This window comes from Longibacter salinarum (genome assembly GCF_002554795.1).
GTDB lineage: Bacteria > Bacteroidota > Rhodothermia > Rhodothermales > Salinibacteraceae > Longibacter > Longibacter salinarum.
Genome location: NZ_PDEQ01000002.1, coordinates 523,339 through 544,090 on the forward strand (window position 1 = coordinate 523,339; position 20,752 = coordinate 544,090).

Here is a 20,752-nt window from a genome sequence, read left to right on the forward strand (position 1 = left end):
TCCCACAGCCGCTTGAAGGTAGCAGATCCTTTTTCGACCGCGACCGTAGGTGAAACGCGCCGCTACCGTTTTTTGCCTGTCGCTCGTTTGTTCGATGGATGTCACTTCCGCCGATCCCCGGCACGTACTGCAATCCGTTTTCGGCTACGATTCCTTCCGCCCGCATCAGGGGGAGATTATCGAGCGGATAACTCGAGGCCGGAACGCGCTCGTCATTATGCCGACCGGTGGAGGAAAGTCGCTCTGCTATCAGATTCCGGCACTTGTTCGAGACGGTGTCGGCATCGTTGTCTCGCCGCTCATCTCGCTGATGCAGGATCAGGTCGACGCGCTGCAGCAGCTCGGCATCCGTGCCGCTGTCCTAAACTCGAGCCTGTCGGCCAGTGAACGCCGAATCGTGGAAGCGCAGTTCGCCCACGGTGAACTCGATCTCTGCTACGTTGCCCCCGAACGCGTGATGCGCGACCGCTTCATCGCAGCCATGAAGCAGACGAATGTGGCTCTAATCGCGATCGACGAGGCGCACTGCATCTCTCAGTGGGGACACGACTTTCGGCCGGAGTACCTGCAGCTCAGCACGCTTCGGGAGACGTTTCCCCACGTCCCGACCATCGGCGTGACGGCGACGGCCGATCCACCGACGCAGGAGGTGATCCTGGAGCGTTTGCATATGTCGGAGGACGACCTTTTCGTCACGGGTTTCGACCGACCGAATATTAACTACCGCGTCGTCCCGAAGAAGCGAAACCCCAAGCAGCAGCTGCTCCAGTTCATTGAGTCTGAGCATCGGAACGATGACTCCGAGCATCGGCACGACAGCGGCATCGTCTACTGCCTGTCACGGAAGCGCGTCGAGTCAACCGCAAAATTTCTTGCGGACCAGGGCTACGAAGCTTTACCATATCACGCTGGACTTTCGGGCACAAAGCGAGAAGAGCATCAGGACCGCTTTCTCCGTGAGCCGGGACTCATCATGGTGGCAACCGTCGCGTTCGGGATGGGCATTGACAAGCCGGACGTGAGGTTTGTTGCGCATCTCGACGTGCCGAAGACGATGGAGTCGTATTACCAGGAAACGGGGCGTGCCGGGCGGGACGGGCATCCGTCGAATGCGTGGATGGCGTATCGCCTGTCCGACATCGTACGCATGCGGAAAATCATTCAGTCGTCGACCGACAACGAGGAGTATCGCTGGGCGCAGCATCACAAACTGAATGCGCTTTTCGGGTACTGCGAGACGACGGATTGCCGCCGTCGCGTCATCCTCAACTACTTTGGCGAAACCGATCTACCGGTCGATTGCGGCAATTGCGACAATTGTCTCCGCTCGATCGACACGTGGGACGGCACCGTTGCTGCGCAAAAGGTGCTGTCATGCATTGCGCGGACCGGTCAGCGATTCGGCGCCTCTCACATCACCGACGTGATTCGAGGAGCCGATACGGAGAAAGTGCGCAAGTTCGGCCACAACGACATTTCCACGTACGGAATAGGCTCGGAACGCTCGAAGCAAGCCTGGCGCTCCATCATCCGTCAGCTCGTGGCCAAGGGAATGGTGCACGTCGACATCACGGGATATGGCTCCCTGAAACTGGACGAGTCGTGCCGTCCGGTGCTGCGCGGGAATCGGGACGTCGAGTTTCGCCACGAACCGGAACCGGTGAGCAAGCGCTCATCGACGAAAACAGCGAAACGGTCCAATGCACCGGAGAGCGGGGAGGCGCGCGATCTGTTCGACGCACTACGAGAGGTCCGAACGAAGCTCGCCCGTGAACAGGACGTTCCGCCGTATGTCGTTTTTGGGGATAAAACGCTGCTTGCGATGGTTGAACATCGCCCGACGACCCCGAAAGAGTTTCGGCAATTGCACGGAGTCGGCGATGTCAAACTTGAACGATACGCCGATGCATTCCTTGACGTTGTGCGCACATTTCAAGAGAGCTGATGGGGCCGGAGGCGAGGCTGCGATCGGTCGGCCCGTTGTTCACCCGAGGAGGTTTGTCTCCCTGCGTAGGACCTGTGACTTTTCTTGATCTGTAGGCGGCTATACGCATAGGACTTGTGCTTCACGTCTCTGTATCCACCGCACCGCGGTCTCTCTCTTTCCGTACAGAATCAGATGTTCGCAATGGCACGCGTTTATTCCCTTCTCTTGGCGGGCGTGTTGATCTTGCTTTCAGCGGGTACACCTGCTCTTGCCCAGCAAATTCCCACCGATACGTCCCAGGCTCAACAGCAAGAGTCCACGTCTTCTGCTGTCGACACCGTTGAGTCAGGCGATGCCGCTACTGACATGGCACGCGACCGGGGTCGCTTCGCTCAGCAGGCTCAGGTCGATGGGTCCGGAACGGCCATTCTTGCCGACTGGCCTCCGTCGCTCCCGGATTTGATCCAGCGGATGGGGCGGAGGGCTCCGCGTCTTTTGCCGAAAATAGACACCCTGAGCATCGACTATGACTATGTCACCGGCGAGGACATGGTCGACATGCGATTCGGGATTCAGTGGCAGGCGGGAGAGTCGGTACTATATGAGGGGAGTGTGGTGACGAGGCGCGAAGGCCCTCGGGACATACGGATGTCGTCGTTCGAGATCATCCTTGATGTCGTGAAGGGGGGGCAGAAGGTTGCCGAAACGGTTGTTGCCGTCGACAGCATGGCGCTACCTCAAGCGCCGGGATACTACGAGTTTTCGGTCCAGGTGCCGTATGAGCGAGTGTTTCTCGATAGCGACGCGCAGGAAGCGGAGTTGTATCTACGACAGGGCGTGACGTTCGAGCGACCGTTGATCGAGGTCGTCGGGTTTCGTGAGTATCGCAATGGCCAACCATACGGGGCCGTCCAAACCTCGCGTCAGGACAGAGAGCCGCAGGCTCGCCCTGCTCCCGGCGCTGATCCACCACGGGTTGTCTATCGACCCGGAACGCGCGTGCTGATCGGGTGGCGCGTCGGTCCACAACCTTATTATGTCGGACCGTCTCAGACACGTCGCACCATTGCAGACTCCGAAGACGATCGGGTCGTTAGTCGTGCGGGAGACGCCGAACGTACGGGTCGTGCCGCCACTGCGGGGCGAAGCAATGGGGCGGCAGACAACGGCGCCGGACGTACCGGACGGACATCGGGGACGGCCTCCTCCGGTGACGACGGAAAGGCGACCGACGCAGACGAAAAGGATACGTCCTCTGGACGCGATGACGATGACGACGACGATGACCTCGCGACTGCAGCACTCGGAGCCGCTGCCGTCGTGGCGGGCGTCGCGTATTTCGGAGGAACGGTTGGTATCTACGGCACGGGCGAGACGCCCCTCGGGCTCACAGCTGGTGTGACAAAACCTCGCGGAGGCGTGCATCTCCAGGCAGCGGTCAACTCCGAAGTGATCGAACAGGAAGGCGTCCAGCGACTGAACGCGAAGCTCATGGGATTCTACGACGTGGTCGGGACCAGCCCGGTCCAACCGGCGGCTGCCGTCGGTGTGCAGGCCGTTGCGATTGGAGACAACACCGAGATTAAGCCGGCCGTTTCCCTTGGGCTCGTGCTAAACACCGGTCGGTTCGTCGTCTTCAGCGGGTATGACATGGTGCGCACGACACCGGAGATAAGTTTGACGTACAACTTTCGCTATTCCCCGAAGGATTGACAGCAGAGGGGTCGTTGGGGGCGGATGTCGGCCGTGTTTCCTGTAAAGCAAAAAGCCGAGCCCCCAATGAGGCCCGGCTTTCGCGGAGTTGCGCAACGGTACCGATGACCGACGCACCGCTTTGTCTTGACGTAGCACGTTACGGCTTCTCGGTTGCGATGAAGTCCGCGCGATCACCAGAAGGAGTACTGATTACGTCTGTAATCTCCACGGAGAACGTTTTCTCCCGCTCGCGGCTCCGATCGTAGAGGATGCCCTGAAACTCGGCATCATCTTCCTTTTCAGCCAGGTCGTCGATACTCACACCGTCTTCTGCGAAAAAGACACCTTTGTAGGCTTTTCCATAGACCGTTTTCTGAGAGTAGGCGAAGCCTTCCCCCTCAAAGTCATTCAGCTGCGCGTCGTGGAGGTCGTAGAGGCTCATGATGTGCTCGAAACAGTGTGTGTAGAGTGTCTACCATGGACAAGGACACCCATGAAGTCCAACTCACAGGGTGTTTCGTCCTTATAACCATACGTTTCATACGGAACGAACAGGCATCAGTTCACATCTAGAGTACAGAGTCATTAGAATTGCCGGTTCACTCTCGATCAAGACTCTCGCTTCCGTTGTACGTGACGATAAGAGCATGCTGCCGGACGCTCGCTCGTCTCACTTAATCGAGATTTAGTCACCCGCGTCCGTTTTGACGGTCCGGTTTCACAACTGTCTTCCAAGTCTGTTTTCTCGCTGATGGCCTCTCCTTCCATCGATCCCGATACCGTTCGCCAGGCGCAGAACGGGGATGACCGTGCACGGTCGTCACTTCTTTCTGCTATTGAACCGATTCTGCGCGGCTACTTCGTCAAGCGGATCGGGAAAAGCACAGATGTGGACGACCTTGTGCAGAATACGCTGATTCGAGTGCACGAGGGTCTCGCTGACCTGGAGAAGCCAGGAAGCTTGAAGCCGTTCGCTATGAAGGCGGCGCTATTTGAGTTGCAGGATTTTTATCGCGGGCGGTACGACATGAAGGAACGCCTCTACGATCCCGAGCTCCCGCTGGACCGGACGACCGCAGCGGATGACGGGAGCGATCGCGTGGATGTGGAAACCGCCCTCGAGCAATTATCCCCGAAGGCGCGGCGAATCATTGAATTGCGCGAATATGGATACAAGTATCGAGAGATCGCGCAGATGATTGACACGACGGAAGCAGCAATCAAGATGCAGGTCAAACGCGCATTTGACAAAATGCGTGACGCAATTACCATGCTGCTCGCGCTCATTTTGATTCCGAGCTTGTAGTTGATGTGGCCCGTTCGGGTGGCGGAGAGAATCGATGGAATGCTGTGTTACCTTCTCCGCGCTGTCTGCGGCTATATGAATGAGCGATGGTCCTCAAGGCCATACTCGAAAATACTCACCCATCTATCCACCTGGAGTGCAAACCGTTGTGGCTGGAGTTCCATCCTCCTTTCTTCACCCATGAACGTTACTGCGCCGCCTCGGGAAAAACACTCTTGACTGGATAAATACACTCCGAATCTGATCCGTTATGCAGGGTCAAATCACCCCCAGAATCTGACCTCGGCTGCATTCCGGGAGGCGCCGCTCGAAAGCGCTTGGCGACGGAGTGGACAATTTAAAGACGTAACGACTTGATACCTATGAACGACCTGCACGAGGCCATCTTGTTTTTTGAGGATCTGCCTCCGAGTCAGCGGGAGGATGTTCTCGAGCGTCTCGAAACCGATCCTGATGCCGCGAAGACGTTTCACCAGTGGCGTACGATCGAACGTCGCATCGCAGAGGACTTCCACAACGATCTGCCGGAGCGTCATCTGCTGGTGCTGTTTGCCCTGGAAGATCGGGGTGATCGCGGTCTGCTGTCGACGCAGGAGCAGATGGCGCTCGATGAGGCTCGCGGAGATATCGAGCGGGCAATGAAACGCCATCCCTCGTTGAGTGATGTGGTCGACAACATCCAGGACGCCCGCGCTGATTTTGACGATGTGTGGGAGAAAGGATGGAGCGAGAGTGCCGCCAGCAAATCCACTCGGTCAGTCAACGGCCCGCTCGATACTGACCCGAACATCGATCTCGATGTCGCACCGTCGGCTCTAGACCCGTCCACGGGGCGGCAGGATCGAAGCGCTCGAGCGTCATCTGGTTCGGCGAGTCGTACATGGCGCCGAATCGGGGCAACGGCTCTCGTTGCGGCGATGGCCGTTCTGGTGGTCTTCCTCTGGCCAACGGAGCCGGAGCGGACCGTTATCACGGTGGCGGAAGGGGAGACGCAGGTTGTCGATCTTGCAGACGGGTCGACGGTTCGTCTTGCGGGAGCAACACAACTCAGTTTCAACGACGCGACGAATAGTACGTTTGACCGACAAGTCACTCTGGACTTCGGCCGGGCGTTCTTCGAGGTGGCAGAAAAGCCGCGTCCCCAGCCGTTCATCGTCGAAACGCCGACGTCTCGCACGACGGTACTCGGCACTCAGTTTGGCGTTGAAGCAGAAGAGGATGTGACGGATGTGACGCTGGCCAGCGGTAAGGTCAAGGTTCAGTCCATCTCTGATACGAGTCGAGAGGTTGACCTTGCACCGGGGCAGCAGAGCCGCGTGGAGAAAGATGCTGCACCTTCCGCGCCGAAAAATGTGAATCTGATCGCGGAGCTCGGTTGGAGCGGGCTCTATATCTTCAACCGGACGCCTGTAGAAGAGATTGCGTCTCAACTTGAGAACCGACACAACATTTCGGTTTCTATCGCACCTGCACTTCAGGGTGAACCGGTCACAGGTACTTTCGAGCAGTCGATGGCTCCGGAGGAGATTCTGTCCGTCGTCGCTACCGCTCTCGGTGCTAATCTCGAACAGGACGAGTCGGGCTACACTCTCGTGCTCGACGATCAAGGATAGCCGCTGACAACGGTGTCTCGACGGTCGGACGCAATGGCGGATGTATGGCCCTCTCGCCCTCATGATGAGGCGAGGGGGCCATCGTATTTCGGGGTCAGGTAGACGAACGACCAAGAAAACTCTCGGGAGAGCCCCGTTGCGAGGGAGGCGAACAGGAGACCGTTGACCGGGTACACTGTGCTGTTGCTACCGCGCAGTCATCTGGATCGCGCGGTGGATGCTTGTGCTCGCGTAATCCCCGTGACCGTCTCTGCCTCTATCGCACGCGTGCTGCATCGATTCGTCTCTCTTTTTATCGCCATGCTCGTCTGCGCGGGGGCCTGTACCCCTGTTTTCGGGCAATCGTCCATCCGGCTCAACCTTGACGCCGTGCCCCTCATCGAGGCGGTGGATGTCGTTCGAAATCAGACGGGTTTCGACATTGTGTACGCCCAGCGTCTGGTGGAGGATAAAATCGCATCGTGTCAGTACGCAGGCACATCGCGGCGAGCAGCGCTTGAGTGCGTGTTGCAGGGCACGGGGCTACGAGCAGAGCGCGTTCGACGCGGGCAATACGTACTCGTTCGAGGAGAGCGGGGGCCGTCGTCCCGGAACGGAGTGCAGCGGGTCACCCTTTCGGGCCGCGTAATCGACGGGACTTCCGGTGAAACTCTTCCAGGAGCACATATCTATCTGACGACGCTCCGGGTTGGGGCAACGACGAACTCGGCCGGCTTCTTCGCCATCTCGTCTCTGCCGGCTGGGACGTACAACGTGCGCATCTCTTATCTTGGCTACAACACGGTCGATACGACACTCGTAGCCGGTACGGATCCGGTTCGGATTCTGCTCTCGCCCTCGACAATTGAGTCCGAAGGCGTCACCGTGCAGGAAAAAGCAGACGAGCAGCCGGAGAATCGCCGTCTTCCGGGGATGATGGCTCTCTCGCTCGAACAGCTCGAACAGCTGCCGTCGCTTGGTGAACCCGATCTGTTTAAGGCACTCCAGTGGACGCCGGGAATCAGGAAATCCGGTGCCGTCTCAGGCGGGCTGAGTGTCCGTGGTGCGGATCCGGATCAGAATCTCTATCTGTTGGACGGCGCCCCGGTCTACCATCCATGGCACGCATTCAGTCTGATCTCGACGTTTCAGACCGGCACTCTGAAGAGCACGAACCTGTACCGCGGGGCATTTCCCGCGGAGCACGGTGGACGGCTTGCGTCGATTCTGGATGCGCAGATGAAGGACGGCAATCGGACCGAGCCTGAAGCCGTGGTTTCCCTCAGCGCTTTGAGCGCCCGTTACCGAATCGAGAGCCCCGTCACTCGGTCGACGTCCTTCATGCTCTCGGGACGTCGATCATACGTCGACAAGCTTCTCGGTCGAGAACATCCGGTACGTGATACCGACACAGGCCGGCTCGACACACTCCGCACGGGGTACTATTTCTACGATTTGAGCGCAAAAATAACGACTCGCTTCAACGAGCGACATCGACTGTCCGTTAGTCACTACCGTGGCCGAGACAATCTGGATCTTCGACTGCCGTTCGATCTGTCTTTGAACTTTTCGCAGTGGCTCCGGCCGGCGGATCTGTTTTTTGAGGTCGCGCAAAACTGGGAGAACCAGATGACAAGCGCGCGGCACCAGTGGCTGGTGTTCGACGATGCCTTCCTCACGACGACGCTGTTTTCATCACGATACAGCGCTCGGGAGGCCTCCTTCGTACAGCCTACGACGACAGCTTCTCTCGAGTCTGACTACGACGTGAAGCTACGGGACCTGGGAGCGAAGGTAGATCTTGACTACTACGCCAGCGTCGCGCACCAGATACGTGCCGGAATTCAGGTTTCGAACCTGGATTTTCGCAGCACCCTTGAGAGTAATATTCGACGTTCCGCGAGAGCGGTAGACGTACAGGCGGATTCGAGCGATCAGTCGTCTTGGGAGGTGACGGGCTACCTGCAGGATATCTGGCAACCGTCGCCTCGTTGGACCCTGCAGCCTGGCGTGCGGGCGACCTACTTCTCCCGCGGCAATTACATGCACGTCCGTCCGCGCTTTAGTGCACGATACACCGTCCATCCGCGGTACCTGGTGCTCCGGGGCGGACTTGGAATGCACGTACAGTATCTACACCGCATACGGGATCGGTACTCACTCGCCTATGATCTGGTGTCAAGTCGCTGGGTGCCTGCGAGTGAGCGCGTGTCGCCCGCAACCGGAGCCCAGGTGAGCCTCAGTGGCCGAAGTCAGCCGACGCGCTGGCTGACTCTTGAGCTGAGTACGTACGGCCGCTCTGCGGAAAAGACCCTTATTCCCGCTGACGTGTTCGTGACCAAAGACGGTCTCGAAGGGCCGGGCATCGAGGTGGGCGCGCTGCTGGGTCAATACGTCGAGGCGGACGAACGAGCGTTTGGGGTGGAGCTGACCGGCCTGATTGAAGTCGGGCAGTTCGATGCCCGACTTGGTGTGGCGAGCGGGCGCACCTTCGTACGCAGTTTGAACGACGACGCGTCGGCCTGGAGGCCGGCAGATCTGGACGTTCCCTTTTCTTTGCGCGCTGCGTTGAGTTGGACCGGTACGAGATGGGAATCATCGATTGCTACCGAGATCCGGAGCGGCTACCCATTGACGACGCCCGTAACCCGCTATCGCCTCGGCGATCCGGTCGACGACAGTCCGACGTCATACCTCTACCGCCCGCAGATTAACAACGGCCGTTTGCCGACCTACCTCCGCGTTGATGCAACAGTTGGATATCGGTTCTCGCTCCTCAGTGCCCGATGGAAGGCGAAGCTCAATCTGTATAATGCGACCAACCAGGCGAACGTCATCGATCGTCAGTTTGCACCCACGGATACCGGGGTCAGGATCGACGATCGGCGCGGTCTACCGATTCTCCCCCTGCTCGAGCTAGAGATGACGCTTTGATAACCTGTTTGGCGGATGGATTGCGAAAAGTAAGCGCAGCCGTTCATGTCTATTGTAGTCCGGACGGTTATTCTTTCACAATAGCGCCGTAGACGCGGTGTGTGAGATGAACCAGGCCTCGTCTTAGGCGTGTCGCGAGGACCGACCACCGGAAGGTCCGTACGTCCAGATCGCCGAAGGCTGTCCGCCAAACAGGTTCTGCGCAGATCGCCATGCGCTTCTGTTGATCTGCCAGCCCGGCCCGGCTCTTTCCTCTCACACGCCGCAGCATACTTCTTTCCATCCTCCCGCGATCGCGTGAAGTCGTCTCATTCTGATCACATGCATGCATATCGGCCGCCATCATCTGCTCGGGTTGGCCAGTCGGTTCGTCGCGCCGCTGTATTCTTGGCCGTGGTCCTCTTCGTGGCGAGATGTGATTTTGTCGATGATCCGTCGCCGTCCAGACTTGTCGTCGAGGCCTTCCTCTTGTCTGGAGAACCACTGCCCGAAATTGTGCTTCGCCAAACCAGAGGGTTGCGGAATCCAGTGCCTCCGCAGGACTCAACCGCGGACGCTGCTACGGGCGCCGTAGTCACCGTTGCGATCGGCAGCGATACCGTGGCGTACCTGCCGGGCACGACGCCTGGGCGATATCGTCCGGCACGGCCCGTCATCGCCAAGCCGGGAGAATCCTTTTCCGTTCGCGTGCAGTGGAAGGGCGAGGTTGTAACCGCTGCGGGAACAGTACCGGAACCCATCGGGATCGGGGAGGCCTGCGTGCGTGTGCCGGACGACCCGGTGGAGGCAATTCTCGTCGACTCTCTGCGGCGCGACTCTCTCGACATTCCCGCCGAACAGGGATACATTTTCCCGATCGATGTATCCGTGGACTGGCAGGATTCCACCGATGATGATAGCTGGGTCCGAACCGGAATTCGCCCGTCATCGGACTTCTCCTCTGGTGTTGTCGAGCTCTTTCTTCAGCCTGTCGAGGTGGATCGCGAATCCGACTTTTCTTTTGCGTCGGGGTCAGCCTCACGCCGTCAGTGGGTCGGCGTATATGCCGTTTCCGCCGAGGATTCCACGGCGCCCGTTCCGGCGCACGAGATTACCGTGAGTCTGACGCGCGGAGATTCTGCTTTCGCCTCATTTGCGTCGAGTCGAACCGATCCTGAACGTCGAGAGCCGGTGTCGAACGTGGATGGGGGCATCGGTGTCGCCACTGCTGTCGCGCTCGATACGCTACGCCTCGCTGTGTCCGAAGCCACGTCTGGTGAGCAGTGTGAGTTGCCCTGATCCGGGACGCGATCGATGAACTCTCATTTTCGAGAGACGTAGCCTAACCCTCCTCCTGGCTGCCTTTTATTTTCCGTGCTGCACCATGCCTGACTCTGCTGACGAGCGTTCATCGCGAGACATTTTCCAAGAAGCGGCGGCCGAAACAGCGGCTCGAGAGGCGGAGACAGGTACGAGCGAATCCCCCGAGTCGGCGTCCACAGGGGAGGAGGCGCTTCCGTTCGAAGAATCGGTACCTGAGGGGCCGGACACGCGGCGTATCACAGATATCCAGACGCAGAAGAAGGACGACGCGCGCGTTTCCGTGTTCGTCGACGGCGAGTTTGCGTTCGGTTGCCATCAGGATGTCGCGGCCAAGCACGGGCTGCATCAAGGACAGACGTTGACGCCAGAGATGCAGCAAGAGGTTGAGGTCGATGAGGAGATCGTCCGAGCCAAGCAACGGGCATTCAAGTATCTTGCCCACAAGCCAAGGACGGAAACCGAGGTGCGACGGAAGCTCCGTGGACTCGACCTGGGACGTCGCGTCATCGATCGGGTGATCGAACGGCTGTACGAACTGGATTATCTGGACGACGAGCAGTACGCTCGCGATTATACACACAACCGGTTTTCAAATAAGGGATACGGGCCGATTCGCATCGAGCGTGAATTGACCGAGCGCGGCATCGACCGTCACCTTGCCGAGCGGACGGTTGCACGATTTTTCGAGGAGGCGAGTGAGCTCGACGCCGCGCGTGAGCAGGCGCGAAAGCGATGGCCGCGCGTCGCCGGCGAGCAGGATGTCCGAAAGCAGAAGAGAAAGCTATTAGGGTACCTGCAGCGTCGGGGATTTACTCCGGATGTCGTTTATAGAGTTGTCGACGAGTTCGTAGATCCATAGAGTAGTGGTCTGCCCTGTACGCAATTGTCGTACAGAGACGTATTGGCGTTACCGCTTCCCTCTCGGGACCTTCGAGAGAACGTTCGAAGTCATAGGGCATACTTAAATTTGTGTGTCCTTCCTTCCCCCGCTTGTTTCGGCTCTTCGTCTATGGCTGACGAGACAAACGTACCGGCATCGCCCCCCGATCGGTCGCAGCCTCGCTCCGATGATGAAGGAGCAGAGGCCTCTGCTCCCGGTAATGGAGCCGTGCAGTCGCAGCATGCGTCGGCACCCACTCCGTCTAATCCCGCGTCTCCCTCGTCCCCCTCGTCGGCGGCGTCGCGAGATCGTGCATCGAGTGGTGGAATGAGAACAGGAGGCTCCGGCGCTTCGGCTTCGTCATCGGAGTCGCCGCAATTTCCGTCAGCTCCACGTCAGGATCCAGAGCCATCCGGTGGTGCCGGCCCGAAGCGTCGCCGATCGATAGCTCATTCGCCGCTAGGATCCGACCCGAAGGTTGTTGCCTCCACACCGGCACCATCGGGAGGCAGGGATGACCGGTCGATTTTCACCGCCGACCGTATCATCCGGTTTATCCTCGGAGCAGCGGCCCTGGGTGCCGCCGGGTGGGTGCTGTGGTACTTCATGGGACTGGTCGTGTATCTCGTCGTGGGCGGCATTTTCGCGTACCTGCTGCGCCCCGTAGTCGATCGGCTCCAGGGGCTCGGTCTTGGACGCGTGCCAGCGATCCTGATCACGTTCGTCCTGCTTTTTCTTGTCGCCTCCGTTCTGGTGACGTCAATCGTTCCGTTCGTTGCTACACAGCTGCGAGATATCTCCCAGCTCGTGTCGGTAGAGGCAGCAACGGACGTAGCCGACTATATCGAGACGCGCGTACGAGAGGTCGTACCCATCGAGGAGGGCGTTCTCGTGAAGAACATTCGGCAGATCGCGAATGCCCTCGTCAGTGCCGACCTTGTGGAAGGGGATCGCGTGGCCGAGACGGTGACCTCGGTGGTCTCGGTGTTCACCAATATCCTCTACGCGGTGATCATCATTCCATTCATCACCTTTTTCCTGCTGAAGGACGGCGTCCAGATTCGTCGAAGTATGCTTCAGCTGGTACCCAATCGGTACTTTGAGGTCACGCTTGCTATTCTCGCTAAGGTAGAAGCGAATATCGGCCGATACTTTCGAGCCCTGCTTGTGCAATGCACCTCCATAGCGATTATTGCCTCATCGCTGCTCTGGCTCGTCGGTCTAGAAAGTCCGATTGCGATCGGCATCTTCACGGGCCTCGCGAACACGATTCCCTATTTCGGTCCGTTTCTGGGCTTCCTCGGTGGTAGTCTTGTCGGCATCGCTCAAACCGGTACCTTTTCGCTTGTCCCGGGTGTGGCTATTGCCATGGGATTGACGCAGCTGGCTGACAATGTCCTGTTGCAACCCATCATTTTCTCTCGAGCAGCGCAGGCTCACCCACTGATTATCCTGTTTGTGGTCCTAATTGGAGCGCAACTCGGCGGCATCGTGGGCATGCTCATTGCGATTCCCCTGGCGACGACGATCCGCGTTATGGCCGAGCAGGTAATCTGGAGCATTCGTAATTATCGGATTCTGCGCTCGACATGATCGAGTCGTGGTCGTGGACGGACGGCTCGGATCCTCTGAGTCCGCCAAGGGTACAGGCGAGGCAGCATGCATTCGTCTCTCCTCGCATCACCGCCTCGCGTCCCATACATGTCCGTTGCTCCCGATCCCGCTACGTCTGACGCTCGTCTCAATGCCGCTGTCGAAGCGGTGCGAAAGAAGGTCGATATTGAGCCGGAGATTGCTCTGATTCTAGGCTCGGGACTTGGCGACCTCGCGGACGCCGCGGAAGGATCAGTCAATGTCGAGGCCGTGGATATTCCCGGTTATCCAACGTCCACGGTCGAGGGTCACCACGGACGGCTCGTCTTCGGGCAACTCGAAGGGACCCCCGTTGTCTTCGTCCAGGGACGCGTGCATGCATACGAAGGCTACAATATGCGGCGCCTGGCTTTCCCGGTACGTCTTGTCCATGCACTCGGCGCAAACAAGCTCCTTGTGACCAACAGTGCGGGCGGGATCCATCGCGACTTCTCGCCGGGGACGCTCATGTTTATCACCGACCACATCAACTTTGCGTTCGCGAGCCCGCTTGTGGGGAGTTGCCACGCGCCGCGTCAGGCCGTGCCGGGAGAGCGTTCAGACCGTCACCTCCCGTTCTACGACAAAGAGTGGACAAAGCGCGCCAAGTCGGTCGCTCGTGATATGGGCATCGCGACGCGCGAAGGAACGTACATCTGGGTGCAGGGGCCGACGTACGAGACGAAAGCCGAGATTCGAGCATTCGAGAAGCTTGGTGCCGATGCCGTGGGGATGAGCACCGTGCCGGAAGTTATCCAGGCTCAGCATCTCGGCATGTCGGTCCTCGGTGTGTCGACCATCACGAACCCGGCGGCCGGCATGGGAGCGGAATCGCTCGACCACGAGGAAGTGCTCGAGGTAGGCCGCCAGGTACGGGAGGACCTGACCAATCTCGTGCGTGGCATCGTGCGGGAGGCTTGACCGGGCGGCACATGGCGTTCCCCTGAAAGATCAGCGACCCGTTGATAGGAGTGCAAGAAGTGAGGGGTCGACGCCGAGGCGTTGACGCGCGAGTCGTACAAAGGCAACATTCCACCCGACCATGCACACGGCTGATGCTACGGCGGCACCGACGAGGCCATACAGAAGCAGACCGGCGACGCTGAGCAAGAGGTTCGCGGCCACGCTGGTGACGATGATTCGGGCTGCCGTACGCTGATGCCCGGTCATGTACAGAAGGGTGTCGACCGGCCCGCAGCACGCGCTGAACAGGTGACCGCCTGCCAGAATCAAGAGAGGCACGTAGCTATTCTGAAATGATGGGGCGAAAAAAGAAAGCAGGAACGGGCCGCTAGCGGCAAGAATCAGAAATGCCGCCGTGGAGAGACTGGTGATCCAGGGTAGGACGCGGCGGATCGTCTTTCGGAGAGCATCGGCGTTACCCTGGACGTGGTCGGCGGCAAATCGAGGGGCGGCCACGGTATTTACGGCGGCGAGTACGAAGCTCACCCCGGCCGCCGTGTTCATCGCGATGCGGTAGTGGCCGACATCTTCAACGGGAGCGAAAAGACCGACGAGTAGAAGGTCGGTCTGGCGGAAAAGCGCAAAAAAGCCGTGAGTGAAGAAGAAGGGGAGTGCAAACCGAATCCAGCCGCGGACTTCGGCGGGAGACGACCCATCAGCATTGCTGTGCGGTAGGCTAGTCCGTGCATGAGTCCGCTGGATTATGCTGATCACGAAAATGCTCCCGGTGACCATCAGTAGAAGTGCGACGCCGTCGAGCCAGCGGACGTGGAGATAAGCAATTGCTCCGGTCCCTCCGATTATCAAGAGCTGCCGCCCAACCCGGCCGAGACCGTAGGCCGTCAAGAACTGATGCTGCGCGCGACAGACGTTGGTGTAGAGCGTGAAGAGCACAAGCGCGGGAGCCGTGATCCAGCTGCCAAGCAGCGTCGCGCCGGCGGGAGAAGATAGCGCAGGCCATGCGCCATGGTAGATGACGATCCCCGCTGTGGCCAGAAGAGCGAGCCCGAGAGTAGAGACCAGGACGACGCGCTCAGAGGCGGAGACGAGCCGTCGAAGGGTCGCAAGCTCCTCGTTGACGCGATACTCGGAAACGAGTCGGACGAGGGCGTCGGGTAGGCCGATGCCGCCAGTGATAGCGAGAACGGAGGCGCTTGCGAACGCCATACTGAATAGTCCGAATGCCTCCGCTCCTGCCCATCGAACCATGAGGATTTGGGCCAGATACGCGAGTATGACGCCGGCAATCTGCGTTGCGAAAACCAGCACCGCGCCGCGAGCGAGAGGAAGCCGATCCAGAAAGGAAAGGGGGAGAGGCACAGAGGCGGAAGAAGCTAAGCGAAGAGTCGAAGTGACGCAGTCCCGGGGTTAGCGGATGACGGCAACCTTCTCGACATCTCCGGTGAAGGTCCCGTCTGCCCCTTCTACAGCCACCCGATAAAGATATACACCGGTGGCGACCCGGTCGCCATCCTCATCCCGTCCGTCCCACGGCAACATATTCCAGCCGACGCGGAGCGACCCTGTCTGCAGATCTCGCTCGTCGAACTCACGAATGAGGCGGCCGGCGACCGTATAGATGCGGAGCCGGAAGTTGCGGAGATCCTGAGTCTGGCCCCCTTCCACCCGAAACGCGAACGTCGTGTTCGTGCTCATCGGATTCGGATATGGATAAACATCACGGATTCGCTGCTCCGTCGTTACCCGAAAGCTGACTTCGTACGGGTCGATTTCATTGTCAGAACCATCTTTCGCCTCCACTCGAAGCGTGTAGGTCGAGTCGCGCCCAGTGAAATCTGGGGTGTAGGTGACGGTCGCCTCCTGCACGCCTTCATTCGGATTCGATGGGGAAAACTCAAGGAGATTTGTGGCGAAGCCAACCTGCTCATAGGTCGAGAGAAATCCAGTGTCTGTGGACGGGAGGCCTTCGCTGATATACACCTCGACGTGCGAGGTGTCGTCAATGGCAAAGAACGGGTTCTCATCCTCGATGCGGATTTCAAGGGTGGGCTGCAGAGGAACGAACGGCAGACGGGCGTCCTTGAGGTTTAGGTCGTCCACCGTGGGGCGTGCCTGAAGCTGGCGGCCATCCGAAAAAACGCTGAGGACAGGAGGAGTGTCGTCCGTTACGACACGAAGGTTGCGGACGGCCGTGTTGTTGAACGTGAGCCGTTCAACAGTTGGGATAGATGCGGTCGCGTCGAGAAGCGTGAGGCCGTCCACGTCTTGGGTCGAAAGTTGAAGCTGGCTTTGCGACTGTTCGTTCGGAGCGAGGCCCGTGAGGGTATCGCGCCGAACAACGCGCTGAATGTTGTTAGACCCGGTGAACCGGTATGTAACGACAACATCGGAGGATGCGATATCGCCCAGGTTGATGACGGGGAGGTCAATGGGAAGGTTGTCGCCCTGCTGAACTGTATCGGCAATCGTAGCCAGTGTTGCTGGGTCGACGGCAATTTCGGGGACACCGGTGAAATCAACTTCCCAACGATCAAGCTGTGGGGCGTCTCGCTGGACCGTGTCAGAAAGCGTACCTCGAAGGCGCAGGTAGGGATAGGTGTCGGCATCCAGAGAGGAGAGCGCCTCGGTGCCATTATCTCCGGAAAACGGACCGAGGAGGCGAGTCGAGTCGGGGGCGAGGACTTCAACCTCGATGTTCGAGGAGGCGGATGTGGATCCCTTCCAGCGGAGTTCCGTCCAGTCGGAGGCAGGCCCAATAAGCGGTGTAACGGTTGTTCCTGACGCACGCCGAAACGGTAGATTTCGCTCAAGCATGATTTGTCGAGTCGCCCCTGCTGTGCCCGCGGGAAGTACCTGTTCACGGGTGAACGACGGGTCGCCTTTCCGAGCACTCAGGGTCCATGCGTCTGTGTACTCCAGCGTATCGATGTAGGTGGTGTAGGGGGTGGGAGTGGTTCCTGATCCGAGACTTTTGAAAAGATCCTTAACCTCCTGCTGAATGTCGACGCCGAAGGAAGATTCTCGCCCGAGGTGGCGGGTCTGCACGAACACGTAGTCTCCTGCGTCTACATTGGTGTCTAAGAAGGCGCGAAGCGCGTCGATTGCTTCCTGCATTTCCCCATTTTCCAGAGCATACTCAAACTGGGTCTGCAGGTCATAGGTCGTGAACTCGTCAACCGCTTTCACCTCTCCAGACGTGCCATCGATCACGAGAACCCCATACCCGAGGCCGAGAAAGATGTAGCTGTCTGATCCACCGACATTAAACCCGTAATCGCTTGGCGAGGAACTCCGTTGACCGTACGATTTCACGTTCAGGGAGAAGGTCGAGAACGACCAAGTGTTGTTCTCTCGGACGACCCGTTGGTTGCCGTTTACATCGAACAGATTGCTGAACTGTCGCCAGTCGGCCGGCTGGTTTGGAGCTACGGAAAATGCCGCGGATTTCCACACTCCGGGCGAGTTTCCTCCGATTCGTGCTCGCCAGTAATAGGGTTGGTCCTGGATCAGCGGTTCGGGGGGCGTCCAGTCGAGATAGACGTTTGAAGTAGATTGTGATGTGGATTGCAACGCCGGGGAAGAGAAGGAGGCCGTGGTGTCCACCTGAATATCGACGGAGAGATCCCCTGGCGTTTGTCGTACCAGGTTGACCCGAAAGGTTGGCGACGTCTTTGACACGGTCTCCTGGCGCACCGGCGAGACCAGTTCGAGGCCCTGCGAGAAAACAACAATTGAGTTTTCCGCACGGTTGTCGCTCTCGACCATCTCTGGAATCTGACCGAGCGGATCTGCCGTTAGTTCGAGTGTGTTCGTTCCGATCGTTGCCTCGCTGAGATCCAGGGAGAAATACTCCTCCGTCTGGAGGGCAAATCGGGGAAGACGCCGGGATGTCTCCTCGACGCTTCCGTCGGGCTTCGACCACTGAAGGTAGAGGTCGACGCTATCTGACGGTACGAGACCACGGTTTTGAAGCGAGACCTCAAGCTGGAGCGAGTTGGAGGGGGTTGGTGCGGACGGAGACGTTCGAATCTGAGATGCTTCAAGATGGAAGTCGGGCTGATCGGGAAGTGACAGCCGCGTCGCGGGGTCACCGAGCAGGCTGTATTGAAGCAGATGGCGGACATACGTCGGGCTTCCGCCATAACTGGCTGCGACGTCTGCCTTTGCTTGCTGGATCGCCACTCCTAGGACGCGCATGGTATCCCGGAAAACACGATTGATCAGGGCGTCATTTAGAATGGCCGAGGGGCGAAGGTTGCCGAGCGCAGAAGAGCCCCAGTGTGCGATGCTTCCGTTTTCTGCACCCGGTTCCACTTGACCGGACGCGTTCACGGATCCGACCACAAGTTGTTCGCCAAGGGATGGGGCAGAGCGAACCTCGTAGCGCCCTCCAGCAAACGAACCGGTTCGGCACCCGAGTGAAACAACCATTGGCAGGCGTCCGGCATTGTCGAATTCGGACGGCGGATCGGTGACGATTTCCCAGGTCTGCGCCGCCGAGTGACCGAAATAGTTGAGCCAGCCGACGCCCTGACGAAGATCTTGGGCGAGGGAGTCCTGAAAGGATACGTCGAGTGGATCGTTGATGCTTTTGTAATAGCGAATCGAGTCCATGCCCGCGGGGTAGAGCGTGTCGCCCTGCGGCGTGGAGCGGCGCGTGGCACGCTCCCCCCAGCGATTGGAGCTCGACTGCAGTTGCTGTTGTTCGAAGCTACTCGTTCCGCCAGCCAGCAGGAGCATCCGCTGCTGCCACCGGTCGCGAGGTGCGGATTCGTACGTGGTCAGCTTATCCAGATAGGTGCGTCCATGCTCGTTAGATCGGATGGGCACCCGGCCGACCGCCAGCAACTCGGACCAGTCCGTGGGGCCGTTCTGCTGCATGGCAAACCACCCGTCGGACGGCGGAAACCCGAACGAGCTGACGCTCCACGACGGTCGAACTTCGTCAATCTCGTCATCGGTATATATCGGGTATTGTGCGTCGCCCCAGATGGTTAAAAACCGTGGCGCTCCCCCGGTCCAGGATTGGCTTGCACGTACAAATCGTCGGATCGCAATGGGCGTAGGGCGCCCGTAGTCGAACTCATCGTACACATCCTGAACTTCGACAACGGCCACATCAAATCCGTTCTGAGTTCGGCGATAATTAGCGAGGTCATCCGCGGATGGACGAAGACTCTTCGTCGTTAAAATCACGTAGTCAGCCCCGTTTGCCTGCGGGTCTGACCAGTTGGAGGGGGAATCCGAGAGTACGGCTGCAGGCGCACGTTCGGCGCCCGCAGCGATGGCCTCATACCGGCTGTTGACGGAGGACGGAGCGTCGGAAAACGAGGCGCTTCCATTTGTGACCGGAATCGACCAGATTCGACGCGATTCTGGGTGGAAAATGCGGACAGGACCCGACGTGTAGCCGCCAAGCTCGAAGGTGGTGGCATTCGTCGTGGGTGCGTCGAAGCGTTGCGCGTTGCCGGACGCCGTCAACTGCCGCGTGTAATCCGCCTCTATGTAGTCGATGAGGACATAGTTTGGGTTGCGCGTCGGGTCTGGGCAGCTGGAACTGGTGAAGGAACCGTTGCTCGACTCAAGGCGGACACGAAGCCCCGACGCTGGTACCTGATCTTGAGGAATGGAGGCAGTCAGCGTCTTTTCACTGTACCCCTGCCACTCGATGACATCCAGGGAGGTAAATGTGGGCGACCCGGATTGAAGAATTTCAGCAAACAATTCGACCCGATGACACGACGCCGACGAAGAGTTGACCTTGATGCGCAGGTCAAGCGTCTCAGCAGACGAGGCGACGCGCCGGCCGACATCCAGTGTTGTCTCAAACTGTTTTGTCCCGACGTTCGAGTGCCGAATTTCTTCCCAGTAGTATCCTTCGGTAGAGAGGTAGAGCGGATGCTCCGATTCGAAGGGGCGGCCGAGGTAAAAAACCTCGTCCTGTTCTGCGTGTGATTCTTCTCGAACCGTTGCTCGTGGTGTGGGAGAGGTTGGGGCAGAGGGTGTCTCGTATCGGAGTCCGTTCGCTCCGCCCCACGTGAGCCAGTAGTACGTCGTGTCGGTGTAGAGGCTTCGCTCATTACTGCTCTGGTAGGCAGCGTTCCCATTGTAGGCCCACAGTTCGTCTGTACCTCGATTGCGGCTCCCGACAAATTCCACGCGACCGGATCCGTCAACGACGATTGGAATTTCGGTGCCGTTTTCGATCAGGCGAAAGGAGGCCGGATCTGCGCTTGCAGGAAGGCCTGCTTTTTCCAGCGAGGACCGGGGGACGCTGTACACGCCATCCTCTACGACGGCGATACGGACGTACTCTGCGGAGCCATCGTGCCAGTCGCTGACAGCAAACGGGTCAAGAGCCAGACGTGCTGCGTTCGTTGGGGAGGTTACGATCCGGGGAGAAGCGGACGACCGGGACGGCGACGACCACGCTGCATCGGAAGCCGGAGCAACGGCGTTCCGATCGGACGAATCTGCGCCGAGGACAGCAAGAACCAGAAGAGTCGCGGTCCACGCGAGAATGCCGCGAAGGATGGGGGAAGGCATACGTACTACGTTGG

At 59.0% G+C, this 20,752-nt stretch carries 12 protein-coding genes; 9 read left to right on the top strand and 3 right to left on the bottom strand.

The genetic code is table 11. From position 1 onward, the window contains the following. Positions 1–94 precede the first annotated feature (94 nt). Positions 95–1,945: a DNA helicase RecQ gene (gene recQ / locus CRI94_RS05545; protein ID WP_098074663.1), complete on the top strand. Its 1,851-nt coding sequence runs from the start codon at positions 95–97 to the stop codon at positions 1,943–1,945. Positions 1,946–2,128: 183 nt separating this feature from the next. Next, positions 2,129–3,640, top strand: coding sequence for a hypothetical protein (locus CRI94_RS05550; protein WP_143815311.1), 1,512 nt, complete (start codon positions 2,129–2,131; stop codon positions 3,638–3,640). 139 nt (positions 3,641–3,779) lie between these two features. On the opposite strand, the gene CRI94_RS05555 is transcribed toward CRI94_RS05550, so the two are convergent. Further along, on the bottom strand, positions 3,780–4,064 hold the full coding sequence (locus CRI94_RS05555; RefSeq protein ID WP_098074665.1) for a hypothetical protein: 285 nt from the start codon (positions 4,062–4,064) through the stop codon (positions 3,780–3,782). Positions 4,065–4,373: 309 nt separating this feature from the next. Between CRI94_RS05555 and CRI94_RS05560 the strand changes: the two genes are divergently transcribed. From CRI94_RS05560 to CRI94_RS05590, 7 genes are all read left to right on the top strand, one after another. Next, the gene (locus CRI94_RS05560) at positions 4,374–4,928 is read left to right on the top strand and encodes an RNA polymerase sigma factor (RefSeq protein WP_098074666.1); all 555 of its coding nucleotides are present in this window, start codon (positions 4,374–4,376) and stop codon (positions 4,926–4,928) included. Between the two features lie 362 nt (positions 4,929–5,290). Next, on the top strand, positions 5,291–6,541 hold the full coding sequence (locus tag CRI94_RS05565) for a FecR family protein (protein WP_098074667.1): 1,251 nt from the start codon (positions 5,291–5,293) through the stop codon (positions 6,539–6,541). A 240-nt stretch (positions 6,542–6,781) separates the two neighbouring features. After that, the gene (locus tag CRI94_RS05570; protein WP_245846084.1) at positions 6,782–9,454 is read left to right on the top strand and encodes a TonB-dependent receptor; all 2,673 of its coding nucleotides are present in this window, start codon (positions 6,782–6,784) and stop codon (positions 9,452–9,454) included. Positions 9,455–9,859: 405 nt separating this feature from the next. Then, positions 9,860–10,732, top strand: a complete 873-nt coding sequence (locus CRI94_RS05575) for a DUF4249 family protein (protein WP_342751888.1) — start codon at positions 9,860–9,862, stop codon at positions 10,730–10,732. An 85-nt stretch (positions 10,733–10,817) separates the two neighbouring features. After that, positions 10,818–11,615: a regulatory protein RecX gene (locus CRI94_RS05580; protein WP_098074669.1), complete on the top strand. Its 798-nt coding sequence runs from the start codon at positions 10,818–10,820 to the stop codon at positions 11,613–11,615. Between the two features lie 150 nt (positions 11,616–11,765). Then, on the top strand, positions 11,766–13,229 hold the full coding sequence (locus tag CRI94_RS05585) for an AI-2E family transporter (protein WP_245846086.1): 1,464 nt from the start codon (positions 11,766–11,768) through the stop codon (positions 13,227–13,229). A 108-nt stretch (positions 13,230–13,337) separates the two neighbouring features. After that, a complete protein-coding gene (locus tag CRI94_RS05590; RefSeq protein WP_098074670.1) occupies positions 13,338–14,189 on the top strand; it encodes a purine-nucleoside phosphorylase in 852 nt (283 codons plus the stop codon). A gap of 30 nt (positions 14,190–14,219) precedes the next feature. On the opposite strand, the gene CRI94_RS05595 is transcribed toward CRI94_RS05590, so the two are convergent. Beyond that, positions 14,220–15,551 carry an oligosaccharide flippase family protein gene (locus tag CRI94_RS05595; protein WP_098074671.1) on the bottom strand — a complete coding sequence of 444 codons (1,332 nt, stop codon included), beginning with the start codon at positions 15,549–15,551 and terminating at the stop codon, positions 14,220–14,222. A gap of 48 nt (positions 15,552–15,599) precedes the next feature. Beyond that, positions 15,600–20,738: a C25 family cysteine peptidase gene (locus CRI94_RS05600; RefSeq protein WP_179862178.1), complete on the bottom strand. Its 5,139-nt coding sequence runs from the start codon at positions 20,736–20,738 to the stop codon at positions 15,600–15,602. Positions 20,739–20,752 lie beyond the last annotated feature (14 nt).

What these genes read in the sequence shown, in the direction of transcription:
- recQ (WP_098074663.1), top strand. Translation starts at nt 95, where the DNA reads ATGGATGTCACTTCCGCCGATCCCCGGCACGTACTGCAATCCGTTTTC.
- CRI94_RS05550 (WP_143815311.1), top strand. Translation starts at nt 2,129, where the DNA reads ATGGCACGCGTTTATTCCCTTCTCTTGGCGGGCGTGTTGATCTTGCTT.
- CRI94_RS05555 (WP_098074665.1), bottom strand. Translation starts at nt 4,064, where the DNA reads ATGAGCCTCTACGACCTCCACGACGCGCAGCTGAATGACTTTGAGGGG.
- CRI94_RS05560 (WP_098074666.1), top strand. Translation starts at nt 4,374, where the DNA reads ATGGCCTCTCCTTCCATCGATCCCGATACCGTTCGCCAGGCGCAGAAC.
- CRI94_RS05565 (WP_098074667.1), top strand. Translation starts at nt 5,291, where the DNA reads ATGAACGACCTGCACGAGGCCATCTTGTTTTTTGAGGATCTGCCTCCG.
- CRI94_RS05580 (WP_098074669.1), top strand. Translation starts at nt 10,818, where the DNA reads ATGCCTGACTCTGCTGACGAGCGTTCATCGCGAGACATTTTCCAAGAA.
- CRI94_RS05585 (WP_245846086.1), top strand. Translation starts at nt 11,766, where the DNA reads ATGGCTGACGAGACAAACGTACCGGCATCGCCCCCCGATCGGTCGCAG.
- CRI94_RS05590 (WP_098074670.1), top strand. Translation starts at nt 13,338, where the DNA reads ATGTCCGTTGCTCCCGATCCCGCTACGTCTGACGCTCGTCTCAATGCC.
- CRI94_RS05600 (WP_179862178.1), bottom strand. Translation starts at nt 20,738, where the DNA reads ATGCCTTCCCCCATCCTTCGCGGCATTCTCGCGTGGACCGCGACTCTT.